We start from the raw sequence: 24237 nt of genomic DNA on the forward strand, positions 1-24237 counted from the left end.
GCGACCTGGTTCACCTTCCGCTAGTAGTAGGGATGCTCGGGGATGGCCAACGTGAAATACTTCCCGCGCTCTTCGTACAGGATACAACGACTGATCAGGATGCTCAGCGCCTCAGTCAACTCGTCTTCCGAGCATGACCTGTCCCGCTTCGCCTCGCTCAATGCCGCGCGAATCTGATCACGACTCTTCGCGGCCTCATTGCACACCTCGATAATGCCCGCCGCGGGCCAGTCGTATCGTCGTCTGGTCGGCATCTGCGGATCGCGCCCATCATAAATCGTCACGTAGTCCATGGCCTTGGAGAAATACAAGAACGGCCGGTCGTTGCTGCGCGCCCTCCGCTGCCATTCCTCCACCAAGCCGATCAATTCCTGATAGACGTGCGGGTCCACGGGCCAGGCGTCGAGTTCATATTCGAAATCATAGGCGATCTTGCGCAGATCGACGCGCGCCGCATCGTACACATATTCATACGCTGTCCCTGGACCCGTGATGCGCACGCCATACTCATGCGGTTTCGTAAAGTAGGGACTGAAGCGTTGCAGCCAAAATTTCCCGGTCGCCTCCGGCGCTTGTAAATGAAACAGCGACGGCAGGAGATCGATCTGCCGCCGATAGTCCTCATTCGTTTCACCGGGAAAACCAAGCAGAATATTCCAGGAGACCGCGACCCGGTAATAACAACTCCACTTGAGACAGATGATGTTCTGCATGGGCGTCACGCCCTTGTCCATCGCTTTGAGCTGCGAGAGACTGAGGCTTTCCAAACCTGGTTGCATGCACTTCACACCACCAACCGCCAGCGTCCGGATTTGGCTCTTCTGCAGATTGCTCTTGGTCTCGATAAACACATCCAGGTCGCAATGCTCAGCAGCAAATCGTCCGAACAGGTTGTCGACATATTTCATGTCGATGATGTTATCCACCAGCCGGAAGCGAGTCGTATCGTAGCGGCTCGAGAGGTAGGCCATTTCCTGCGCGACCTGCTCCGGGGATTTCGCCCGGAACTTCATGCTCTGGGCGTTCAACCCGCAAAACGTGCAATGGTGCTTCTCACCCCACCAGCAGCCGCGAGACCCTTCATACAGCAGAATGCGGTCCAACCCGCGGGAGGCTTCTGTGCCGAGTTCGGCCAGGAGATGATAGTAATCGTCATAGTCCGGCGGGCCGGTCTGAGCAAACTCGGTGAAGAGGGCGGTGTTCGGTGTGAACCGAATCGCTCCCTGCTCTCGATGGGTAACACCGTTGGGGCAGGGCCCGGTCGATCCGCGCATCACATAGTCGACCAACGCGGGGAACGTCACCTCACCCTCGCCGACGACCACGTGGTCGATGAACGGAAAGGCCCGAAAGAATTCCAAGCCCATCTCGCCGTCGTAGTTGGCACCACCGAACACGATCTTCACGTCCGGATACAGATCCTTGATCAGCTTGGCCATCGTGAGGCTGGCCACATTTTGATCAAAGGTGGAGGTAAACCCGACGATCTTGTACTGCCCCCAATCAATCCCCGCCATCGCGGCGGTCAGGAATTGCGGCGCCGTGCGCGTGGCCATGTCCTCAAAAAACGACACCGGCTGACCACTCTCCCGGGCGATCTGCTCGAAGACCGGCTTAAACACGCGCGGATACTCCGCCCGCTTAGGGTTGTCACGAAAGAGCAGGTAGGAGAACAACCATTCACCGAATAACGCCCGCTTCTCACAAATCGATTCGTAGAGAGGGATCCCGATCTTGTGAGCAAACCGCACATTGAGATGGTGGCAATCGACCGCAACGCCTTTGGCTTTCAGCAACGCAGAGAGCGTGCCTAACTGAATGGACGGGTACTTCGAGAAGCTGAAGGGCATGTTGACGAGCGCGACCTGGGCCCTGTCACTCATGAGCCACCTCGATGGTCCTCGCGGAGCAGATCACCACGATCACCCGGCCACGGCCCGGAACGATTCGAATTCCCGATCGGCCTTCGCCGCCAGATAAAAATCGCTCTCGGTGAGGCCGCTGATCTTGTGCGTCCAAATCTCCACCTTGCACTTACCCCAGGCCACATACAGATCCGGATGATGCCCTTCGGCTTCTGCCACCGCTCCGACCTTGTTCGCAAACGCGAGCGACTGCGCAAAATCCTTGAAGGTATAGAGCCGTTCCAGATGACCGTCGTTGTTCAAGGCCCATCCGCGCCCCAACTCTTTCAGCAGGGCTTGCGTACGCTCCGCAGGCAGGGGAGGGACCCCGCCCCGGCAGGGAATACATTTGTTGTCGGCGAGACTCATGGATTCTCCTCCCCAGGCAACCGGCATCGCCCGGCATCATCAGCCATTCACGCGCCATTGTACGAGCCACCTGTTCCAGCCCGCAACCGTGTCACCGCCCTGACGGGTGCACCATCCGGTCCAGGTTCATCGCAGCATGTCCTCTCTCGAAAAACAGCCCTCGATTGATATCCCCCACGCTGACCATCCCGACCAACGCTCCCTTTTCAACCACAGGAATCCGGCGAAAATTCTTGATGCCCATGTAGGACGCAGCCTCCAGCACGGGAGTGCGCGGGGACACCGTCAGTGGATTCAGACTCATCACCTCTTCGACCCGCTGGGCAAGCACATCGGCATATCCTTCCTCCATCTCCACGAAATCACGGCTGTGCACGTTGTCATGAATGTACTCGCCGTAATTCGGATAGAGCGGAATCAACACATCGCGCAGCGTCACCATGCCGATCAAGACCTCCCCGTCTTCCACCACGGGGATGGCGCCGCAATGGCGGCTGAGCATCTTGGTCACCACGGAACGGACGGAATCGTTGCGCCTGGCCGTCACCACACCGGCAGACATGACATCCTGAACAAGCATGGCAGCCTCCTTGATGATCACCGTGACTCATGAGCGAGTCACCGGACAACGTCAATGGGGGTGGAGGGACTCAGCCGAGCGGTTCTCTACGACGTTCGGCCTGTGCAGACTCCGATCGCGAGTACCCCCAACGGCCCTGTCCCTTCGGCATTCTTTGCAGAGATACGCGAAATATGGTAGGGAAGTGCCGTTTGAAAAGAAAGCCCCCCTCCCCGAGCCCAGTGGGGCGACAGCGGGGAGCACGCTTCGGACCTTCTCACGCGAGGTCGCTATCCCTTCCGTCCTTCGCATTGGTCATCGCGGAGCTTCCGGCCACGCTCCCGAAAACACCCTCGCTTCTATCTGGAAAGCTCGATCCTTCCATGTCGATTTTATCGAGGTCGACGTGCGCGAAACCAGCGACGGCCATTTGGTGCTGCTGCACGATGATACGATCGACCGCACCACCAACAAATCAGGCACCCTCGCCGACATGACACTGGAGCAGGTGCAACGGCTCGATGCGGGGAATTGGCAGCGCATTCCGACCTTGGAAGAGGCCCTGGACATCGCCGGGCAGGCCATCGGGGTCATCCTTGAGCTGAAGGTGGAGGGGATAGGGAACGAGGCGTGCGCGATCGTCAAACGTACCGGGTTCTCCGGCCCGCTGATTTATGCGTCGTTTTTGATCGCGGAACTGCACCGCGTGCGTCAAGCCGATCCCGATGCGCGCATCATGGTCCTCCATCATCGCCGCCTCCCGCCCGATCCGATCGCGGACGTGCTCGCGTTGAATGCGGCCTACGTCGGCTTCCACTATTCGAGCATCACACCCGCGTTGCTCCAGGCCTATCATGACCTGGGGCGGCAGGTGTTCACCTACACCGTGAACGAGCGGCAGGACATTCAGCGGATGCGGGAGCTGGGTGTGGACGGCATCGTGTCCGACTATCCCGATCGCATCTGAGTCAGGGCCATACGCGAGGTCCCGACGAACGCGGGACTTCTCACGCGGCCCTCAACTTCACCACAATTTGCTGCGACGCGACGCTGTTCGGCACGACGATATGCCGGTCGTCCGATGTCCTCACCAAAATATACCCCATCGTCATCTCATCGATCACCCCGGTCTCGAGGCCGGTCGGAGCAGACAGCTGCACGCGATCACCCACTTCGAACGGCTGATACAACAACAGGGCAAAGCCTGACACCAAATTGCTCAGCGTCGTCTGCGCCGCCAATCCAAACAGGATCGACGCCACCCCGGCGCTGGCGAGCAACGCCGTGCCCACGGAATGGAGTTGCGGAATAGCATTGAAATAGAGGATCACGGCCAAGCTGTAGACAACGACTTGCCCAAGCCTGGTCAGCAGCGTGCAGGCGGCTTGATCGTTGAGCAGGTACCCGATTCGTCGCACGCCCGCCCGAACCAGTCGCGCCAGAAACCATGCCACCAGGATGAAGAGAAACGCATAAAATGCCGCGCCAACGAGCGTAGTAGGATCAATGAACTCACCACGGACAAACAGGCCGAGAACAGGCATGGGATACCTCCATCACAGAACACGTGGGTCACGATGAGTGGCTGATTCGACAGTAGGTCAGAGGGGAGCCGGGGGACAAGAGCGGAACAGCGGGCCTGAAAATGCCACGGGCGACCCTACACTGCGGTGGGAGGTCGCCCGTGGATGGCGCTTGGGACGCCGAAGATCATTTAGGTTGTCTGAATCAGGGGACCCGTTCGAGAAGACGGAGTGTCAGGATGTTCGTCAGGGGAGTGATGCTCCCAGGATTCAGGTGTGCCTCGTGAGAATTCAATCCCTCGGTTCGTTCGGTGGCTGAATTCTGTCATCAGACAGTGCCATGAGGCACCAGCCAGCGAAGGATCGTTCCACACGACCGACGAGCAACCCGCCCTCAACTCTGCGGGCCGTTCTAGTCCGGTGGCGTAAGTTCTTCCATCTGTGAACCTCCCCGGTTGAGGAGTGGCGAGGTTTCCCGAACAGGCGCGCACTGCTCATCGCCTCGTCACGGTACACACAGCTCTTGAAACTCACAATGTCCTCTTACGCTCGTTAGAAAATCCTGTCAACAGAAAAATCGGCCCTAGGAATTTTTTTTCGATCCCTTGAATGTCGCCTCTCTCACAATACAACACGGGCCCCCGTTGAACCGGGAGCCCGCGTGCGGCGCTTGGGACGCCGACCGTATGAGAAACAATGTGGCGGCCCGTGCAAGACCGGCCGAGTGCAACAGCAGGAACAACATCTCGTCGGAACAAGAAGGGTGCCCCGAGCGGGCGACGATTCAAGAAGGTCAACCGGTTCCTGGGCAAACACGTGACGCCATCAGAGGCTGTGGCGCAGGGTTGATGCCGAGTGGCATAGCCGGTGGAGAACCGGTCGAACAGGCCGACGAGACAGCTGCCTTCAGCTCGGCAGGCCGTCAGGGCCAGGTGGAGTCGTATCGTTCATCATCCACCCTCCTCTCTGATGCGGGAATCCGTGGAAGATCTAGATGACAGCCGCGCGGTCTGTCCGGTCCCCCACCACGACGGTAAAGTCGGGCCGCAAATCCTATCTACGCTCCTCACCACATTCTGTCAACAGGGAGCACGCCGGTCCGTCACTCCGGTTTGACTACGGCCATCTCCTGCTTCTGGTAATCGGCAGGAGGAACGAAGAGCCGATCCGCCAGGGGTTGCGATTCGATTTTCACGGCTTCCCAGTGCGCCTCTTCCCGACCCTTACCGTCACGATCCACGCCCTTGATCGGGAAACCTCCATCCTTGAACAGGTCTCGCATCCATCCCGGCCACAGGGATGCGCCACCGGCCTGCGCACTTGTCATACCGAAAAGGGCGGCACTCCCGATCGCCTTCGCCATGCAGAATTCGCCGGTGCTGCCGTCCGACCGATCTTTCATGTGATAGACCTCGCAGGCGTATCCGGCCACCGTCTCGTGCTTGCCGGTTCTGGTGATCAGGATCTCGTCGAACGCCTGCGGCTGCGACTCTGACGTGGTCGCCGTGGAGATTTCCAGATAGATTTTTTCGTCGTGATGAAGGCTGTACAGCGCTTGCTTCTTGGCGTCGAAAATCATGGCGCCTCTCCCTGCATCGGGGCCGATCTCTTCAAAACGCAGGGCATGACCTTTGAGCCACCACTGCTGCTGCGCCGTCTGGCCCCCGCTCGTTTCCTTCAGGACAATGATGCCCTCGAAGTCGCTCGCTGCCGCAACACCAGCCAGCAGCGTGCTTCCCAGGAGACTCAACAAGACGCCACGCCCCGGCATTATTGCCCACCCTGCTGCTGTTGCTGTTTCAACGCCTCGCCCAGCTGTTTCATCAGCTCTTTGAGATCCGGCTGCGGCTCACCCTCCCCGGAAGGTGCCCCCGTCTTCCCACGTGCGGCCCTGCGCTTCTTCATGTCCTCGATCATCTTGGAGAGATCGGCGCCGCCCTGTCCTTTCGGCTCACGCATGGCCTTCATCCCTTCCTGGATGGCCGACAAGTCCCGCTTGGTCCAATCAGAGGGGAAGGCGAACAAACCCGGGTCTAAACTTTTTTTATCGACGCTGATGACCTCCATCCTCGACGTTTCCTTGCCGGCCTCATCGTACTGAATGCTCCGCAGACCGAATCCTCCTTCCTCCACCAGTTGCTTCACCCACCCGGGCTGCGAGGATTGTCGCGTCTCCTTGGGATCGACCCAGAAGGTCGCGGCTTTTCCGAATCCTTTTGCCACGCAGAGCTCGCTGTTCAGACGACGATCGTGCTTGTCGGTGATCCGCCACACCTCACAAGAGTATCCGGCCAGCTTCTCGGTCTTGCCGGTTCGCTCGACGAGCTGACTTTCAAATACGTCTCTCATGTGCTCCCCGCGTTCTCCGTCCAGTCTCATTTCCATGAACGTATGCTGGTCAGGCATGGCCACCTGCATCGTCCGCGTCTTCCCATCGAAGATCATGACGTGCTTCTGACCTTCCGAGCGGGCCATTTCCACCCGCGCCTTGTCCCCTTTGAGATACCAATCCATGTTGGTTACCGAACCAGTCTCCGCATGGCTGGCATTCATGTGCAATACACCCTCAAACTCTCCCGCGTGACTCACAAGGGGAGCGAGGCCAAACACGAGACCACCGACGACGAGAGGCCAACTTTTTCGCATACTGGATACTCCTGGTTACAGTCTACCCACAACTGCGGTCGCAGTGTAGCCGAGGCCTACCAACGGCGCTAGCCCACCGACGGTGCGGGATCGACAACGAGCACAGCCGGATCTCACACAATGTTCAGCCGGTCGAAATTGACCCCTTTGGGAGCCGGAGGCCTGGAGAGCTTCATGGCCGCGAGCGCCTGAACCACCAGCTCCGCCACCACCAGGTTGCGATACCATTTCCGGTTTGCCGGCACGATATACCAGGGCGCCCGTTCGGTGCTCGTCGCCGCGATGACCTCTTCGAAGGCGGCCATGTAGGCGTCCCACAATTTGCGCTCCTCCAGATCTCCCGAGCTCCACTTCCAGCGCTTGTCTGGGTCCCGAATGCGGGACTGCAGCCTGGCTTTCTGCTCATCCTTCGAGATATGCAGAAAGAACTTCACAATCACCGTCCCTTGCTCGACCAGCAGTTCCTCGAATTCCCTGATCTGACCAAAGCGACGCGCGGCCTCCTTGTCCGAAATCCAGCCGTGCACGCGCGTAATCAACACATCCTCATAATGCGAGCGATTGAAGATGCCGATCTGGCCCTTGGCAGGCACCTTTTGATGCACGCGCCAGAGAAAATCGCGGGATAATTCTTCGGTAGACGGAGCCTTGAATGACACGACCGTACAGCCCTGTGGGTTCACGCCCGTCATCACGCTGCGGATCGTCCCGTCCTTTCCGCTCGTGTCCATCCCTTGCAACACGATCAGCAAGGCCCGCGAGCCGTTGGCGTAGAGCCGCTCCTGCAGCTGATCGAGAGCGGCAATGAGCTCAGCTGTCGCCGCTTTCGCCTTGGCCTTTCCCTCGTCATTCTTTTGGTAGCTCCCCGTGTCATTGGGATCGAACTCCGTCAGCGCAAGTCGTGTACCGGGCTTGATGCGATACTCTTTCATGTCGCCGCTCCTTCCACGTTCGGGTCTCCACTCAGGCCCCATCATCAGAGAGAAGGTGGCAGCCGTTTCGCGCCTTGCCGGCCGGGTGACGGAAATATTTCTTTCGACTCCTCCATTGATTGAACGGGACTCGGCCTTATGTGGTACAAGACGAAGCTATTACCAACTCAAGGAGGCGTCAGTCATGCTCAAGGAAGTGACCGGAGACATCCTGTTATCCACGGCCGGTGCCATCGCGCATGGAATTGCGCCACACGATAACTTCAAGCAGGGCTTGGCGTTATCCCTTCGTGAACAGTGGCCGGGGATGTACAAGGATTTCCGCCATTATTGTCAGACCTACAATCCGAAGCCGGGCGGCGCCTGGTCGTGGAAAGGGCCGAACTCCCCCGTCATTATCAATTTGTTTACGCAAGAGCCTCCCGCCGGCGACCAAGACCATCCCGGCAAGGCCACCCTGCCCAACGTCAATCATGCGCTTCAAGCACTGAAAAAGGAATTGCAGGAACATCAGGTGAAGAGCCTGGCCCTCCCTCGCCTGGCCACCGGAGTGGGCGGGTTGGAATGGGAAAAGGTCTATCCGCTCCTCCAGCAGGCCCTGAAGGACCTGCACATTCCCGTCTACGTGTATGGGCTGTACAAAAAAGGCGTGGCCGCGCAAGAAGCCTAGGCCGAAACGGCCCGGGCCCGCGCCTCGGTGAGATACTGGAGCAACTGTCCGATCTGCGACTGCCGCGCGAGGTACCATTGCGCGGCGGTCGTCAGCTTCTTTCCGACGCGCACGGTGACGATGCGCTCATCCGGCAACGAAAACACGTCCTCGTCGGTATCGTCGTCTCCCACATACAACGCCGCAGAGCACTGAAGCTGGTGCATCAACTCCAGCATGGCCGTCCCCTTGTGCAGATTGCCGGAGGGGATGACATTCACCACGGCTTTGCCCAACACCAGTCGCGGCGCCGGCAGCAGCGTGGACACCGTATGAAAGATCGCCTCTCGCGCGGCAGGGGGCGAACAGGCCTGCCGATAGTGGAAGGTCAGGGAATAGATCTTATCCTCCACCACCACGCCGGCTCGTGTCAGAGCCTCTTCGGCCTTGGCGACCGACTTGAGCCAGGCCCGGCAACAGTCCTTCGCCTGTTGCATGACCCGCTCCGACGCATGCAAGCCTTCCAGCCCATGATTGCCGATTAAGTGCGTGGGGATGCCATCCACCCGGGGACGCAGATCCTCGAGGGAGCGCCCGGAAATGACCGCCGTCGGCGCAACAATCGCGAGAGCATGCAGCGCCTGGCGTGTGGGTTCCGAGAGGCCGGCACCATGCCGGTCCTGAACAATGCGTGCGAGCGTGCCATCGAAATCGAAGGCAAACAGAGCCCCCGCCTGGCCCGCCAGACGATCGAGAAGCCGCTTCCCTGGAGCGCTGAGCAGGTCGCGCATTGGTGCGATTACCGCCCCCGCCCTGAAGCCTGGCCCACCTGCTTCATGACGCGAATGCGACGACGCATCCGTGCCGCATCCATGAGCATACGTCCCGCCCACCGATACACATTGAACTCCTGAATCAGTCCCCGCATGCTCCGCATACGGGCGCGTTGTTCCTTCGGCGTCATCGACAGCGCCATGTGCAAGGCCGCCGCGCATTGATCGATGTCATAGGGATTGACCACCAACGCCTCAGGCAGTTCTTGCGCCGCACCGGTAAACTGGCTGAGGATGAGGACACCCTGTTCATCGTCGCGAGCCGCGATGAATTCCTTGGCCACCAAATTCATCCCGTCGTGCAGGCTCGTGACGAAACACAACTCCGACGCCCGATAATATTCATAGACATCCGGCGGCTCGTGGTGCTTCACCTTCAGGACGATCGGCTCATACCCTTCACGACCGAACCGTTTGTTGATGCGTTCCGCCAGGGCATAGACCTGATCGTGAAAGTGCTGGTACTGATCGATGATCGTCCGGCTCGGCGCAGCGATCTGGATGAACGAAAACTTGCCGACCCACTCCGGCTGCAATTCGAACAAACGCTCGACGGCGAGAAACCGTTCGATGATGCCCTTCGTATAGTCCAGTCGGTCCACCCCGATGCCCACCAGCCGGTCTGGCCCCATGGCATGCCGCTCGCGGATATGAACCCGGCAGTCCGGCACGGGCCGTTGATTTTCCAACCAGCGCGACGGCCACTCGATGGAAATAGGGTAGGGGTTCACCGCCGTCAGCCGACCGCCGTACGAGACAGTGGACGAGTCACGGTCGATGCGTGCCTCAAGAATGCGATCGATGCAGGACAAGAAGTGGTTCCCGTGCTCGCGGGTGTGGAAGCCCACGATGCTGCTGCCGAGCAGTCCCTCCAGAATTTCCTGTCGCCAGGGACAGATGCCGTAGCTTTCCGAATTGGGCCAGGGAATATGCCAGAACATGATGATGGTGGCGTTCGGCAGCTTTTCCCGCACCATTTTCGGCAGGAGCGCGAAATGGTAATCCTGAACGAGCACCACCGGATCATCCGTCTTGGCCTCTTCCACCACGGCCTGCGCAAACCGGGCGTTGACGGCCACATACTGTTCCCAGTCTGAGGTCCGGAACGTCGGCCGCACATGCGCATTATGGCACAGCGGCCAGAGCCCTTCGTTCGAGAAGCCATAGTAAAACCCGGACTCCTCATCCGGCGACAGCCAAATCCGACGAATATCGTAGGAGGGATGGTCCGGCGGCACCCGCACGTGATCCCGGCTATCCACCACTTCTCGGTCGGCCGAGCCGTTGCCGTGGGCGATCCACACGCCCGAGCAGGCCCGCATCACCGGCTCCAACGCGGACACCAACCCGCTGGCCGGTAGCTGCACCTCGATCTTCTGGCCTCGCCGATTGTGGATGTAGGGCTGGCGATTGGAGACAATCAGGATTTCATCGCCCGAGAGATGTTCGTGAAGAATCGTCTTCAGGCTGGCCGGGCTCCAGGTGATCTGGCTTTCATCCCGCATGCGGCGATCAGCCTCCAGTTCCCGCACCAGCGCATGGAGATCCTGAGCCACGGGATGCAGTTCAGGCGAATGCGTTGCGGCCGCTTCAGCCGGCAACCCTTTACTGGTCAACATGGCCCGCACTCCGGCCACCCACCCTCGCCAACTGAGCTGAGCGACGAGCACCGTCACCGCGGAAATCAGTCCGGCAAGGCCGACGAACAAATAGAAGATGTACCACTTGGTGTCGGTACTACGCTGGTGCACGAAACTCATATCGTGGACCAGCATCAGCCGGCCCTGGACCTTGCCGGCCGATTGAATCGTCGCGACCACCACGTGCAGCGGTCCCTGCGCAAAGTCCACCACTTCTGAGGAACCGGGCGCCAGGTGCGCCAGACTTTCGCAAGACAATTGATCCGGATAGGTCAGCGTCTGGTAGAGCAGGCGCTGCTGCGTATCGCAGAACCCCAGCGCGTACAACCGCTCATCCTGAATCACTTTATGGAAGTAGGCAAAAATTTTCGTGCGCGAGCGGGACACCACGAGTTCCGCCAACGGCACCTCCATCGTGCTGGCCAGCAACTTGGAGCGGCTTTCAAGGTCGCGCGTAAACCATTTCAGCGTGAGCGAATCCACCAACGGCACGACGCTGTAGGCCACGACGCCCAGAACCAGCAAGAGGGGAAGGATAAACCGGAGGGACAGCCGCATTTTTACTCCTGCAGTTTACTTTGAGACCGAAATCTCTTATGGTCTGAGACATGTACCCTTACGGACTCATCGGCAATTGCCACGTCTCGGCACACATTCATGAAAGCGGGTCGGTCGACTGGCTCTGCCTGCCCAGACCGGACAGTGATCCGGTCTTTGGACGAATCCTTGATCCGGAAGGAGGGCACTTTTCCATATCAAGCCCTACCAGCTCCGCTCAAGTCAAGACAACGCAACGCTACCTCCCCAATACAAATATCCTGGTGACAGAGGTGTCCACGTCCAAGGGCGACACCTTCAGAATCACGGATTTCTGCCCCCGGTTCGAACAGTACGGCCGCGTCTACCGCCCAGCCGCACTCTTTCGAATCGTCGAACCGCTGGCGGGCACACCCTCCATCCGCGTCAGTTGTCGCCCGGTCACGGGGTGGGGAAAAGAGTATGCCCGCGGCATGCGCGGCAACAGCCACGTACGCTACGACATCCGCGGAGAATACCTGCGGCTGCTGACCAACATGCCGCTGACGTATCTCTACGAAGAACGACCCTTCGCCTTGACCGAGAAGACCTATTTCGCCCTGACCTGGGGCCTGGGCATCGAGGATGACCTCGCCAAGGTCAGCCATGAATTTCTGGATCAAACGACTCGCTATTGGCGGATGTGGGTGAAGCATTGTTCGATTCCCGTATTGCACCAGGAAGAGGTGATTCGTTCCGCCCTGGCGCTCAAACTTCACTGCTATGAGGATACCGGCGCCATCCTGGCCGCCTTGACCACCAGCCTCCCCGAGGAGCCCGGTGGGCCGCGGAATTGGGACTATCGCTACTGCTGGTTGCGTGACGCCTATTTTTCGCTCACCGCCTTTCACAATCTCGGGCACTTCGAGGAGATGGAAGGGTTTCTCAAATTTCTCCTCAACATCGCCTATACACATGAACATTCACGGGAACGGCTCGCGCCAGTGTACACGCTGAGTCAGGATCTCCCGCTGCCGGAAACCGAACATGGCAATTGGGCCGGCTTCTCAGGCAGCGCGCCGGTGCGCAATCACAACCAAGCGGCCGAGCACATTCAAAACGACGTGTACGGCGAACTGGTGCTCGCGCTCACGCCGATTTTCAGCGACAACCGCTTCTACGACTTGCGGACAAAAGATCAGGAGCAGCTCGTGGCCAACCTGGCCCGGCTCTGCGATCGCACCATTGCCCAGCCCGACGCGGGACTGTGGGAAATCCGAAACGGTTGGCAGGAACATTCGTTTTCGAACCTGATGTGCTGGGCCGGACTCGACCGGGCGCACCGCATGCACAAGGCCGGATTCTTACCGTCCTTAACGCTCGACCTCGATGCAGCCCGGGCACGCGCAGCCCAGGCACTCCTACACGCGACCAAAGACGGCTCGCTCCGCAACGGACCCAAGGACGAGACGTACGATGCCTCGCTGGCGCAAGCGGCGATCCTCGGCTTTCCTAACCGCGACGTGTGCGAGGCCACCATGCACAGCATTGCGCGGGCCCTCGCCGTGCAAGCAGGCGGGAAAGAGACCGGCTTCTATTTCCGCTACCTCCGCCCCGATGATTTCGGCCGGCCGCAATCCAGCTTCGTCATCTGTTCCTTCTGGGTCGTTCAAGGCCTGGCGCGCCTCGGACGGATGGCGGAAGCGCAGCAGATCATGGCGCAGGTCCTCACCGGCGCGAATCATCTCGGGCTGTTTTCCGAACATTTCGTCCCCGAGACCCGCACCCAGCTCGGCAATTTTCCCCAAGCCTACTCCCACGTCGGCCTGATCAACGCCGCCTTCGCCGTCAGTCCACCTTGGACCACGGTCCTCTGATCGCCCAATCGGCACCAGCACCTCGCGGCCAAGAGCTCCACACAAGACACCGGAAACCAACAGATCGCCATAGTCCTGGCGCACCGATAGGCCGGTCGCGGCTGCCAATCCGCGATCGCGGCACAAGCGCTCATGGATAAGATAATACGGGCTAGGGGGAGGGGTGATAGCTCAGGAGAGCGCGCGCACCCCGGAGCCCATGACGCGACTCCGGGGCGGGAGAAAAAGCGAATGGCTATTGAGCCGGAGCCACGACGCGAATCGTGCCCGCCTCGATCTGCATACCGCCCGGCGCGGCCGATCGCATGCGCGCGTTGTAGCTGATGACAATGGGCCGGTCGAAACAGAGGCTGGCGCTCTCATTCGGAGCAAGTTCCGTGAGCTCCCGCGGGCTGCCGAACAGATTGGTGAAGCCGCGTTGACAAGACAACATCTCCGACTTCAGGCCGGGAATATCGATCAGCGCCGCCAACGTGCGGTGGTTCGCCCAGCGTACTTCGTCGCCGACATGCACAGTCAGCTCTGCAGGCGCCAGATGCGTTTCCATTTTGATCTCGTGGATCACCGCCGTCCTGGTGGTCGGCGGCAGCCCCGCACAACCGGTCGCCAACATAATTCCCGCTAGTGCAACCCCTGATCTCCACATCCTGCACCTCCTTATTCGACGTGTGTCTGCCGGTCGCTCCCGCCTGCGGCGTGCTGACACACAGCGTGACCATGAACGTACTACGTAGCGTAGCCTCACTTCACTATACCAGGGCGTGCGGAGTAGAAGCCAACCAGGTTGCGACGACAGAATTATCTGACTCGGGTCACTCGATTCGCGTCGATGTGATGGAACAGTTCGTCGCGGCCCTTCATTTTGAGCTGCGTATCTTCGCTGTAGCTGAAGCTGTCGCGGCCATGCAGGGTCACCGTCAACTCATATCGGACGGTCTTAAACTCCCGATCAAGAAACTTATTGGAGCAAATCCCATACGTGTCCGATCCGGCCTCCGCCGAAATCTGAAACGACGTGGCATCCGGTTCCACGGTACCCCCGGCCAGCACCGTAACTCCCCGCGGCACGATGAAACAACGGAGCACCTGTTTTGCGGCCGCATCCCAGAGCCAGTAACCGGTCTCCTCATGAAACGGCGCGTCCTCGCCCAAGCGCCAGGCTACAGTAGAATACCGCAAGCCATATAATTGCTGCTCATGGTTATTCACGGGGCCGAACGGCTCGAACGTCATCCGCTCACGGAACTTGTTGCGCTCTGTGCCACGATCATCCGACGGCGCCACGTCGTCGCCCTTATCGCCCTCCCACACACCGGCCAGCGCAGCCAGCGGACCAAGATACTTCAACAGATCGTCACTCATCGCGCATTCCTCCTTGTGATACTCCGGTGCCCTCGGTCGAACGACCAGCCCAGAGTTGGCTGCTCTTGTAGCAGAAGAGAAGAGGGGGACTCAAACGGAGGGAAGGGCGAGCGGCACGCTACTTTCTTTGCAGTCCGGCGGCCACATCCCTGAAGGAGGCTAAGGCCGCCTCCAGATGCTCAATGATTTCCTGCTGCAACACATCCGGCGGCGGGAGGTCATCGAGATTGTCCAGACTATCATCCTTGAGCCAGAAGATATCCAGGCTCGCTTTGTCGCGGGCGATCACGTCCTGATAGTGAAAATATTTGAAACGCTCTGTGTCGCTGCGCTCATGCCTGTTTTCCGGGTTGTAGCAGGTGATGAACTCCTGCAGATCGTCACGTTTCAGCGGCCGGGTCTTCAGCGTGAAGTGCTTGTTGGTCCGCAGATCGTAGAACCACACCCCCGCGGTATGAATCCGGCCATCTTTCGGCTTGGCATCGAAAAACACCACGTTCGCCTTCACCCCTTGCGCATAAAACATACCGGTCGGCAGACGCAGGATCGTGTGGACATCGCAAGTTTCCAGCAGCTTGCGGCGGATTTTTTCACCGGCGCCACCTTCAAACAGCACATTATCCGGCAACACCACAGCCGCTTTGCCGTCCACCTTCAGCATGCTGACAATGTGCTAAAGGAAATTGAGCTGCTTGTTCGAGGTGGTTTCCCAGAAGTCCTGCCGCTCATAGGTCAGCGCGTCTTTGTCTTCTTCACCTTCCTCATTGGTGATCGTCATGCTGCTCTTCTTGCCGAACGGCGGATTGGCCAGCACGTAGTCCACCCTCTGCTTGGGCTCTGCAATCAATGCATCTGAGCGCTCGACGGAAGGCTCGCCGTCCAGCTCACCGATGTTGTGCAGAAACAGGTTCATCAAGCACATGCGGCGCGTGTTCGGCACAATCTCGTTGCCGTGGAAGGTCTTGTCTCGCAGAAACTCCTTCTGGCGTTTGTTCAGCGCGGCCCCTGGGCGAGTCAACCAGTTGTAGGCGCCGAGAAAAAACCCGCCCGTGCCACAGGCCGGATCGGCAATCGTCTTCATAGGTTCTGGCCGGACACAGGCCACCATCGCTTCGATTAGCGCGCGCGGCGTGAAATACTGGCCGGCGCCGCTTTTCGTGTCTTCGGCGTTCTTCTGCAGCAACCCCTCATACAAATCACCCTTGGTGTCGGCGTCGAGGCTGATCCAGTTCTCGGCGTCGATCAGTTGCACCAGGCGCGACAGCTTGGCCGGGTCCTGGATCTTATTTTGCGCCTTGAAGAAAATCGCCCCCAGCATCCCCGGTTCCTGACCGAGCCTATGGAGCGTAGCCAGGTACTGTGCTTCCAGCGGCTCACCCGTTTTCGCTCTGAGGCTGGCCCAGTCGTATCCCTTGGGAATGTGCGTATCGCGCTTATAGGGCTCCTGCGCATATTCGTGCGCCAGCTTCAGGAAGAGCAGATAGGTGAGCTGCTCAAGGTAGTCGCCATACCCCACGCCGTCGTCGCGCAGGGTGTGGCAGAAGTTCCAGACTTTTTGGACTAGGGTAGAGGTGTTCATGAGGCCGCCTCGGGACAGGAAGCCATCCTGGATAATGAGCGTGCGGTTATCTTTCGCATAATCAATGAGTTACAAGTTTTTCTGTTTCATTATCCAGACAGCTGGATAATGAAACAGGAGTGAGCCCGTGTGCCCTTCGGCTACAACTAGCCCTGTTCAACTATCCGGTGGCTCGGATAACAGCGCTGTCTTAAAAGGCGACTCGGTATCGGACACCGGCTTGTGATACACAACATGGCGTTTACCCCGGCTGGTATCAGGAACCAACAAACCTTGCTCAACCCAGCGCTTCAAGAGCTTCGAAGCCTTCAACGTATCCAGTCCCGCAATACCGCACAGATCGCTGTTCGCCAAAGGCCCTTGGCGATCGATCCAGCCGCTCACCTGTTCCCAAATGGGAGGGCGTGCTTCATTGAACAGCACCACGGAAATGGCTTCCTGCGCCTGTTCCCTAAGCTCCCGATATAGCGGGGGGTACAGATTGCCCGCCCGCATCAGGCTGAACATCATTCGCACCCCTTCGCCGGCATCCACATTCGGCGGCTCCGGAAACTCCCGCAGATTACCGGCCAGTAATGGGTTACGCGCGAACGAGCCTGTGCGATGTACGGAAGCCGGCGTGATGCGGCCGGGAAATAAACCAGGACTGACGACTTAAATCCGATTGTCGAAGATGCGAATTTGTACATCCCGGTTCAGCCGGTAGTCACGGTGGATAATCGCGTTGGTAATGGCCTCCTTGATGACACGCTCCGGATACCGATGCACCGTCCGAAAGCCCGAGGCGGCCAGTGTGAGGCCACTGGCCAGCTCGTCCAGCACGTAGGCATGCGTCTGTGCGATTAACTGGTACAGCGATCCCGAAAGAGTCTTCGGCGACTTCTTGAGATTGAGCACCGCGCCGGAGGTGATGGCATTGCCCTGGTGCAAGCGTCTGGCAAGAAAATCGGCCTGGAGCACGTCAGGGCCCTGGAGGTTTGGGGGAGAGTGACTGACCGTAAGACGGCTACCCCCTCAATTCATGAGCATCTTGGGGGGCGATTCGTGTCAAGCGCCAAGCAAACGGCTAGTGAGCAAAGACTGCATATCCCGCCGGCCATCGATGATGAGGTAGATCACAACTTGCCTGCCTATGACGCGGTAGATCACCCGGTAGGGCTTGAACCGAGTCTGGCGGTATTCCCTGATGCCCAGTGCCGCAAGTTCTTTTGGGTAGCTGCCACGCTCTGGAAACCGGGCCGGCCCCTCCACGACCTCCATCAACCGGTCTAGCGCGTCGTCGGCATTGGCCACGCCATCGAATTGAGCAATGTAGTCGTAGATGGACTCCAGGTCCCGCTCAGCACCCAGGGTGAGCACAACCTCATAGCGCTTCTGTCTGTCGACCATCAGGCCGTCGCTCGCTTTGCGCGTAGACGCGCCACCACCCCGGTCACGGGCTTGACCCGACCTGCCGCCAAATCCTGGTTGCCAAGGGCCAGGATCTTGAGCAAGGCCAAGGTCTCTTGGGTTTCTTCGAACGATGCCACATCCTGTAGCACAGCCTTGGCTTCCCCGTTTTGGGTAATGATCAACGGCTCCCGCTGCTCGGCAATGTGCGTCAGCACTTCCGCAGCATTGGCCTTGAGGTAGCTGATGGGTTTGACTCGCGAAGAATAGCGCATCGAGTGACTCCTCGTAATTCAATATGGACTAAATATAGTCTTTATTTAGTCTGATCACAACAGCCGCTTGATTCTCGGTTTTTGTAACCCCGGACTGCCGGGCTGCGGCTTTTGGGCCAGTCATGCCAAGCCATCTCATGGGATTGGCAGGCACTGTGAAGTCGACATCCCCCGTACAAGACAACGGACGGTCACACATGCTCAGCCAGCACAGTTCGCGTTCCCAGCATCCGGCTGCCAACCACCAGGGCCAGCGCAACGAGGATGAGCAGCCCTGCGACTGCGAACGTGATCTGCATCCCGGTGGCCACGGCCTCAGGAGCGACGGTGGCGATGTCGGTCATTCCTGACGCATACGTGAACAACGCACCCATGACGGATGCCCCGGTGATCAGCCCAAGATTGCGCGAGAGGTTGAGCAAGCCGGAAATCACGCCCCGCTGGTCGGGATGAACATCCATCATGACCACCGTATTGTTGGCCGTCTGGAAGAACGCATACCCGACGGTGAGGACAACGATGGGGAGGATGTAGCCAACAGTCCCCAGTGATGCCGGGAGTGTCGACAGCAACAAACACCCGACCGCGATTCCGATGAGTCCCATGCGAGTCATGCGGTGGGCGCCCACGTTGTCCACCAAGCGACCGGCCGGTACCCCGGCCACCGCAGCGAAGAGTGGACCGATCGACAACACCAATCCCAACCAGCTCGCGCTGAGCCCAAGCGTTTGCGAGAGATAGAATGGCCCGACCACCAGTGTCGCCATCATCACGGTCGAGACGAGCGAGCTCATGGCTAAGCTCGTGCTCACTGAGGCATTGCGGAACAGCGCCAATCGGACCAACGGGGACGCGACCCGTCTCTCCGCCACGATGAAGAGGCTGAGGCCAAGCAAGGCCGCCATCAACAGCGCTAGATTCTGTGCTCCGACATGACCTCGTCCAACCGTCATCGCCAGCGAATAGGCCGCGAGCGTCGTTGCCAGCACGAGGGTCCCCACAACATCGAAGCTGGGTGGAATGGTCCGCCGCGGATTCGCATCGACGGGGAGGTAGCGATGGATGAGCAGCAGAATGGTGACGCCCAGCGGCACATTGATGAGAAAGATCGCCTGCCAGCAGAATGCTGAAATCAGCAGGCCCCCGAGGGAAGGACCCAGCGCCGTGCCGGCCGCCGACATTGTCCCGAGCAATCCCATCGCACGGCCGACCCTGGCTTGGGGAACCGTTTCACCGACGAAGGCCATCGTGATGGCCATCATGATGGCGGCTCCCAGTCCCTGCATCGCTCGGGCAGCGATGAGAAGCCACAGCGTGGGTGCGCTTCCGCAGAGAGCGGAGGCCACGGAGAACAAGATAACGCCTACCATCAGCAGTCGCCGACGCCCTATGATGTCGCCGAGGCGTCCGACACTGACCACCATCGTCGTCACCGCCAGGAGATACGCCAGCACCACCCATTGCACTTGTTGAAAAGACGCGCCGAAGGCCTGCGCCAACATCGGCAAACTCACATTGGCAATGCTCGTCCCGATCGAGGACAGCAGCACGCACAACGAGAGGGCGACGAGGCTCCCTCGAACTGACACGATCCGCTTCTTCTCCACAGCTAACGCCTCCCTTTCGTCAGCAGATACACCCGTTCCGTGGCCGGGCAGCGTCCCTTGAGGCCGCCGGGGACATCAAGGCTGGTCAGGACGGCGATGTCGTATCGCTGACCATAGTGTTTCCGGATCTCTTCTTCACTGACCGAGAACGGCGGGCCTTCCATGGCTCGCTGATCGTATTCAAACGAGATAAGCAGTTGCGGCGCCTGCGCGGTGAGCGTCGTGAGGTGTGCTGCATACCGAGCACGCATGTCCTGTGGCAAGGCGACCAAGGCCGCCCGGTCATAAATGGCATCGACTGGACCCAGCAACGCCGGCGTCATCGCGAAGATGTCGCCCACGAAGAGGTCGACCTGCGGGGCGTGGTAGTGATTGAGGGCGCCGACTTTCGTGATCGTCGGGGTTACGCCAAGCTGCGCGAACAATTGGTCAATGGCAATAGCACTCAATTCGGCCCCGGCCACTCGATAGCCGCGAGCCAGCAACCACCCGATATCGAGCGTCTTGCCGCAGAGCGGCAGGAATATTCGGCTGCCCTTCGGGAGGGACAGCTCGCCGAGATACTTCACCAATAACGGATTCGCTTCACTCTTGTGAAACCCGATTTCATTGCTTGCCCACCGGTCATGCCAAAACTGTGCGTCCATGTGTTCCGACCTCCTTGAAAATGATCACCGACGATGAGGTCATCTTACGCTGCTCCGTGACCTGGCGGAACACGCAGCGATTGCATGTTATGCGTGCATCTGACGCCATCTCACAGGTGAACCGTGTTATCATCGCGCCATGTCTCGGCCCGATCTCAACCTGCTGGTGACCCTCAATGTGTTGCTGGCGGAAGGCAGCGTGGCGCGCGCCGGGCACCGGTTACGACTCAGTCCATCAGCAATGAGCCGGGCACTCGCCCGATTGCGCGCGACAACCGGCGACCCCCTGTTGGTCAGAGCTGGTCGAGGGCTCGTGCCGACACCTCTGGCGCTTGCCTTGCGTGAACGCGTGAGTCAGCTGGTGCAAGACGCCGAATCAGTGCTTCGCCCGGCGGAGCGACTCACTCTCACCACGCTCGTCAGGACATTCACCCTGCGAACCAGCGAAGGTTTTGTGGAGAACTTCGGCCCGCCGCTTCTGGACCGTCTCGGTAGGGAGGCGCCAGGCGTGCGACTGCGCTTTGTGCAGAAGTCACAGAAGGACAGCGCGCCGCTGCGGGAAGGCACCGTCGAGTTGGAGACCGGGGTGGTTGATAAGACAACGGCTCAGGAGTTGCGCATGCAGGCCCTGTTCAATGACCGATATGTTGGTGTCGTGCGAGCCGGTCATGCGCTGACGAAGGGCAGGATCACGCCCTCCCGCTATGCCGCCGGAAAACACATCTGTGTCTCGCGAGAGGGACTTGAAAAGGGCCCGATCGATGATGCCTTAGAAGCGTTCGGATTGGAACGGGAGCTCGCGACGATTGTTGGGGGCTTTGCGACGGCTCTTGCGCTGGCTCGCGCCTCTGACCTCATCGCCACCGTTCCCGAACGACACACCGGGATCTTGCGTACCGGCATGTATAGCTTTGCCCTGCCGATCTCGACGCCGGAGTTCACCGTGTCGTTGCTCTGGCACCCTCGACTGGACGCTGATCTTGCGCATCGCTGGTTACGCACCTGTGTTCGGGAGGTCTGCACGACGCATCTGGCCCACCAGAGGAGTTCAGGCAAGAAAAAAGGGCTCGGAGAGTCTCCGTGCCCTTCCTGAAGGGCACTCACTTGAGGTGAAGTATCCCCGCGCTCATGTAAGGCGCGGGGTCGCACGAAAAAGAGAGAAACTCTAGAAGTGGTTTATCCCGTCGCCCGGATCCATCATCATTGGCTCCGGGTCGAGCGCGCGTTGTTTGGTGGAGGCGAGGGGAGTTGAACCCCTGTCCGAAGATCGTCGGCACATCGCATCTACATGTGTAGCCGATTCTTTAAGCTTCGCAGCGACCCACGCCTATCGGCCGGCTTAGAATCACCGCTAGCCCAGTATTGTCTCGCCCCACGCCGCTGAGCACCGGCGTGGAACCAGCCCGCTGCATCGCGCCATTCCACCCCCGCGGGCCTCAGATGGAACGACGTCTCAGCCTAAATTAGGCTGCGAGTGCCAGTTCTTGGTTGGCAGTTGCGTTTTTCCCGGAATTTTACGAGTTCCCGAGATCTCGACATGCAACGATGGCGTCAATATCCCCGTCGAAACCGGTCGCCCCCCTTTCGGTCTGATGTTGAAAAAGCTTCTGGCTGCGTTCTCACTCGCTCAGCTCCTCGCCGTACGTAACCAGTACGCCTCGGACCTTCGCATCGCTGCGGCCTTGCCACAAGACCTTTTTGAACATCCGCAAGGTCTTCGGCCTGGCTATTGGCCATACGCCATCAGCTATTCGCTCTTCTTTAGATGCTCATCATACCGCACAGATCAAGGGGATGCCAGCCCGGAGTTCTTCCACGACTCCGCACGCTGCTTGTTCGATATGACTTCGATCATGCATTGACAATTGCAATGTCTACACATTGACAATACTTTGACAATGTGCCACCGTCGTTACGTGGGTCCCAAGCAAAAAGTCCTGGCGTTTCTCGCACGGAGAGACTCGGCTACGGGGGGAGAGCTCCGTGAACACCTCGGTCTCAGTCGCCAGGCCCTCAGTCTGCATCTGCGAAGTCTGCTCGAAACCCATCAGATCGTCCGATCGGGAACGACCCGAAGCGCTCGCTATAGCTTGGCAGGAAAAGCCGAGAAGCCGGCCACGATTGCGAGGCTCCTCCCAATCCGCGACTGCGATGAGGATCGCGTATGGAACCAGCTTGCGGTGCAACTTAACCTTGAGCGAGTGCTGAGACCTAACGTGCTGGCCATCGTTCGATATGCTTTCACGGAAATGCTCAACAACGCGATCGATCATTCGCAGGCGGAACGTTGTTCCATACGATTCACTGTGACGCCGAGTTTCGTCAGTTTCGACATCCGTGATGCCGGTATCGGCCTGTTTCATTCCATCGCGACCAAGCATGGCTTGCCCGACGAAGAGACAGCCTTGGTCGAACTACTGAAGGGAAAAACCACCACGATGCCGGAGGCACATGCGGGGGAAGGGATCTTTTTTACCTCCCGCATCGGTGACGCCTTCACCGTGCGCTCTCATCGCATACAGATGGAATGGAAGCGCGCCAAGCACGACGTCTTTGTATCTCAACAGCGGCACCTCGCCGGAACAGCCGTCCACTTCACCGTTCACCGCAGTGCCCGTCATAAGCTAGAAGAGGTGTTCGGTGAGTTTGCCCCGGCGGAATATGACTTTCAGTTCCAGAAAACCAGAGTGTTCGTGAAACTCCTTCGGCACGACTACGTCTCTCGATCGGAGGCAAAACGTCTGCTGGCCAATCTGGAGAAGTTCAGAGAAATCAGCCTCGACTTTCGTGACGTACGCTCCGTGGGACAGGGATTTGCAGATGAAGTGTTTCGCGTGTTCGCCAATCGCCACCCTGGCATCATGATCCACCCTGAGCACGCCAGCCCTGCCGTCCTCGCCATGATCAAACACGTCCGCCCCGTGACTCCTTCCACGACTCCCTCTCAGTAACTATTCGAGTCCGCACAGGTCAAGGGGATGTCAGGGGTGGGATGGGGCGCCGCTCTACCGGATACTTTCGCTCCCGCCAGGCGTCGAGGCCACCCTCCAACGGGCGGACGCGATGGATGCCTTTCTTCTTGAGCAGGAACGCCGTCCTGGCGCTGGACACTTCGTTGGGGCAGGTGCAGTAGAGGACGATATCGCGATCGCGCGGGATTTCGTGATGGCGATGTTCGATCTCCTCCAGCGTGAAATTGATGGCGCCGGGAATCGTGTCCGGATCGAGTTGGACCGACAGAGGATGCCGCACGTCCACCACACTGATCGCCTCGCCTGCATCAAGCCGCTGTTTGAGTTCGTCTACGGAGATCTTCGACATGCGCAGGTGCCGCAGGAACGTCTGCCGATGATAGAACTTGTAACCGATGAACCCCGCGAGGCCGACAGCCAACAACGTGAGCAGCAACCCCCCGCCTTGATCGAACAGGCTGATGAGTTGTTCGAGTTGATTACTGAAGAGCGCTCCGACTCCGGCACTCACAGAGGCCCAGATGAGGGTACCGGCCACGTCGTACAGGATAAACGTGAGTGGGCTCATGCCGACGATCCCGGCCAGCGGAGGCGCCACCGTGCTGAAGCCGGGGATAAACTTGGCGAGCAACAGCGCGCGGGGACCGTTCCGATGAAACAGATTTTCCGTGTCGCGCACGCAAGAGTCCGGCTCCAACGAGAGCCGGCAGAGGAAGCCGAGTACCGTTCCGCCCTTGTACCGCCCCAGATAGTACCAGGCGACATCCGGCGGCAACGACGCGGCCACCGGCACGAGGAGCGCGGCCGCCACCGACATTTTGCCGGCCCCGACGAGGGCCCCGGCGGCGATCAACAGGGGAATGGCCGGAATGGGAAAGCCGATCTGCTCGGCAAAGATCACCCAGAAGAGTACGCCCACGCCATGGTCGGCCAGGAATTGAAAGGTGGCCACCGTTCC

General features: G+C 59.3%; 22 protein-coding genes, 1 other RNA gene and 2 pseudogenes. 5 read left to right on the forward strand and 20 right to left on the reverse strand.

The annotated features are described in order from the left end of the window. Window positions 1-20 precede the first annotated feature (20 nt). From KJA79_RS05205 to KJA79_RS05215, 3 genes are all read right to left on the reverse strand, one after another. A complete protein-coding gene (locus KJA79_RS05205; protein WP_213040923.1) occupies window positions 21-1883 on the reverse strand; it encodes a RiPP maturation radical SAM C-methyltransferase in 1863 nt (620 codons plus the stop codon). A gap of 39 nt (window positions 1884-1922) precedes the next feature. Continuing rightward, complete coding sequence (locus tag KJA79_RS05210; RefSeq protein WP_213040924.1) at window positions 1923-2273, reverse strand: 4a-hydroxytetrahydrobiopterin dehydratase; 351 nt, start codon at window positions 2271-2273, stop codon at window positions 1923-1925. Between the two features lie 91 nt (window positions 2274-2364). Beyond that, the gene (locus KJA79_RS05215; protein ID WP_213040925.1) at window positions 2365-2853 is read right to left on the reverse strand and encodes a CBS domain-containing protein; all 489 of its coding nucleotides are present in this window, start codon (window positions 2851-2853) and stop codon (window positions 2365-2367) included. 13 nt (window positions 2854-2866) lie between these two features. Here KJA79_RS05215 and KJA79_RS05220 point away from each other — a divergent pair, with 13 nt between their 5' ends. After that, window positions 2867-3799: a glycerophosphodiester phosphodiesterase gene (locus KJA79_RS05220; protein WP_246507496.1), complete on the forward strand. Its 933-nt coding sequence runs from the start codon at window positions 2867-2869 to the stop codon at window positions 3797-3799. A gap of 40 nt (window positions 3800-3839) precedes the next feature. Here KJA79_RS05220 and KJA79_RS05225 read toward each other — a convergent pair whose 3' ends face one another. From KJA79_RS05225 to KJA79_RS05240, 4 genes are all read right to left on the reverse strand, one after another. Next, on the reverse strand, window positions 3840-4376 hold the full coding sequence (locus KJA79_RS05225) for a mechanosensitive ion channel family protein (RefSeq protein ID WP_213040927.1): 537 nt from the start codon (window positions 4374-4376) through the stop codon (window positions 3840-3842). 1081 nt (window positions 4377-5457) lie between these two features. Beyond that, window positions 5458-6126 (reverse strand): DUF4412 domain-containing protein, encoded by a 669-nt coding sequence (locus KJA79_RS05230; protein WP_213040928.1) that lies wholly within the window; start codon window positions 6124-6126, stop codon window positions 5458-5460. After that, window positions 6126-7001 carry a DUF4412 domain-containing protein gene (locus tag KJA79_RS05235; protein ID WP_213040929.1) on the reverse strand — a complete coding sequence of 292 codons (876 nt, stop codon included), beginning with the start codon at window positions 6999-7001 and terminating at the stop codon, window positions 6126-6128. Before KJA79_RS05235 ends, KJA79_RS05230 begins: the two co-directional genes overlap by 1 nt. Before the next feature lie 113 nt (window positions 7002-7114). Beyond that, entirely contained in the window at window positions 7115-7933 is an 819-nt protein-coding gene (locus KJA79_RS05240) for a polyphosphate kinase 2 family protein (RefSeq protein ID WP_246507429.1), read from the reverse strand. A gap of 184 nt (window positions 7934-8117) precedes the next feature. Between KJA79_RS05240 and KJA79_RS05245 the strand changes: the two genes are divergently transcribed. Continuing rightward, on the forward strand, window positions 8118-8603 hold the full coding sequence (locus KJA79_RS05245) for a macro domain-containing protein (protein ID WP_213040930.1): 486 nt from the start codon (window positions 8118-8120) through the stop codon (window positions 8601-8603). Here KJA79_RS05245 and otsB read toward each other — a convergent pair. Both otsB and KJA79_RS05255 read right to left on the reverse strand, forming a co-directional pair. Further along, on the reverse strand, window positions 8600-9373 hold the full coding sequence (gene otsB / locus KJA79_RS05250) for a trehalose-phosphatase (RefSeq protein WP_213040931.1): 774 nt from the start codon (window positions 9371-9373) through the stop codon (window positions 8600-8602). The genes KJA79_RS05245 and otsB overlap by 4 nt on opposite strands. An 8-nt stretch (window positions 9374-9381) precedes the next feature. After that, window positions 9382-11613 carry an alpha,alpha-trehalose-phosphate synthase (UDP-forming) gene (locus KJA79_RS05255; RefSeq protein WP_213040932.1) on the reverse strand — a complete coding sequence of 744 codons (2232 nt, stop codon included), beginning with the start codon at window positions 11611-11613 and terminating at the stop codon, window positions 9382-9384. Between the two features lie 50 nt (window positions 11614-11663). Between KJA79_RS05255 and KJA79_RS05260 the strand changes: the two genes are divergently transcribed. Beyond that, on the forward strand, window positions 11664-13448 hold the full coding sequence (locus KJA79_RS05260) for a glycoside hydrolase family 15 protein (protein WP_213040933.1): 1785 nt from the start codon (window positions 11664-11666) through the stop codon (window positions 13446-13448). Window positions 13449-13683: 235 nt separating this feature from the next. Here the strand turns inward: KJA79_RS05260 and KJA79_RS05265 are convergent, their stop codons facing one another. From KJA79_RS05265 to tmpT, 9 genes and pseudogenes are all read right to left on the reverse strand, one after another. Beyond that, window positions 13684-14094, reverse strand: a complete 411-nt coding sequence (locus tag KJA79_RS05265; protein WP_213040934.1) for a cupredoxin domain-containing protein — start codon at window positions 14092-14094, stop codon at window positions 13684-13686. A gap of 152 nt (window positions 14095-14246) precedes the next feature. After that, window positions 14247-14810: a heme-binding beta-barrel domain-containing protein gene (locus tag KJA79_RS05270; RefSeq protein ID WP_213040935.1), complete on the reverse strand. Its 564-nt coding sequence runs from the start codon at window positions 14808-14810 to the stop codon at window positions 14247-14249. A 118-nt stretch (window positions 14811-14928) separates the two neighbouring features. Continuing rightward, window positions 14929-16389: pseudogene (locus tag KJA79_RS22770) on the reverse strand (class I SAM-dependent DNA methyltransferase). Between the two features lie 156 nt (window positions 16390-16545). Then, a pseudogene (locus KJA79_RS05285) lies at window positions 16546-17031 on the reverse strand (ATP-binding protein); the annotation flags it as partial. A gap of 12 nt (window positions 17032-17043) precedes the next feature. Further along, the gene (locus KJA79_RS05290; RefSeq protein ID WP_213040938.1) at window positions 17044-17349 is read right to left on the reverse strand and encodes a hypothetical protein; all 306 of its coding nucleotides are present in this window, start codon (window positions 17347-17349) and stop codon (window positions 17044-17046) included. Between the two features lie 87 nt (window positions 17350-17436). After that, the gene (locus KJA79_RS05295; protein WP_213040939.1) at window positions 17437-17778 is read right to left on the reverse strand and encodes a type II toxin-antitoxin system RelE/ParE family toxin; all 342 of its coding nucleotides are present in this window, start codon (window positions 17776-17778) and stop codon (window positions 17437-17439) included. Continuing rightward, a complete protein-coding gene (locus tag KJA79_RS05300) occupies window positions 17778-18053 on the reverse strand; it encodes a type II toxin-antitoxin system Phd/YefM family antitoxin (RefSeq protein WP_213040940.1) in 276 nt (91 codons plus the stop codon). Before KJA79_RS05300 ends, KJA79_RS05295 begins: the two co-directional genes overlap by 1 nt. 191 nt (window positions 18054-18244) lie before the next feature. Further along, window positions 18245-19660, reverse strand: a complete 1416-nt coding sequence (locus KJA79_RS05305) for an MFS transporter (protein WP_213040941.1) — start codon at window positions 19658-19660, stop codon at window positions 18245-18247. 2 nt (window positions 19661-19662) lie between these two features. Then, on the reverse strand, window positions 19663-20307 hold the full coding sequence (gene tmpT, locus KJA79_RS05310; protein WP_213040942.1) for a thiopurine S-methyltransferase: 645 nt from the start codon (window positions 20305-20307) through the stop codon (window positions 19663-19665). A 139-nt stretch (window positions 20308-20446) separates the two neighbouring features. Between tmpT and KJA79_RS05315 the strand changes: the two genes are divergently transcribed. Further along, on the forward strand, window positions 20447-21400 hold the full coding sequence (locus KJA79_RS05315) for a LysR family transcriptional regulator (protein ID WP_213040943.1): 954 nt from the start codon (window positions 20447-20449) through the stop codon (window positions 21398-21400). A 137-nt stretch (window positions 21401-21537) separates the two neighbouring features. On the opposite strand, the gene ssrA is transcribed toward KJA79_RS05315, so the two are convergent. Next, window positions 21538-21888, reverse strand: a transfer-messenger RNA (tmRNA) gene (gene ssrA, locus KJA79_RS05320). A 335-nt stretch (window positions 21889-22223) separates the two neighbouring features. On the opposite strand from ssrA, the gene KJA79_RS05325 reads away from it, so the two are divergent. Further along, the gene (locus tag KJA79_RS05325; RefSeq protein WP_213040944.1) at window positions 22224-23258 is read left to right on the forward strand and encodes an STAS-like domain-containing protein; all 1035 of its coding nucleotides are present in this window, start codon (window positions 22224-22226) and stop codon (window positions 23256-23258) included. Between the two features lie 19 nt (window positions 23259-23277). Here the strand turns inward: KJA79_RS05325 and KJA79_RS05330 are convergent, their stop codons facing one another. Next, the gene (locus KJA79_RS05330) at window positions 23278-24231 is read right to left on the reverse strand and encodes a DedA family protein/thiosulfate sulfurtransferase GlpE (RefSeq protein ID WP_213040945.1); all 954 of its coding nucleotides are present in this window, start codon (window positions 24229-24231) and stop codon (window positions 23278-23280) included. Window positions 24232-24237 lie beyond the last annotated feature (6 nt).

Origin of the sequence: Nitrospira defluvii, assembly GCF_905220995.1 — a bacterium.
GTDB lineage: Bacteria > Nitrospirota > Nitrospiria > Nitrospirales > Nitrospiraceae > Nitrospira_A > Nitrospira_A defluvii_C.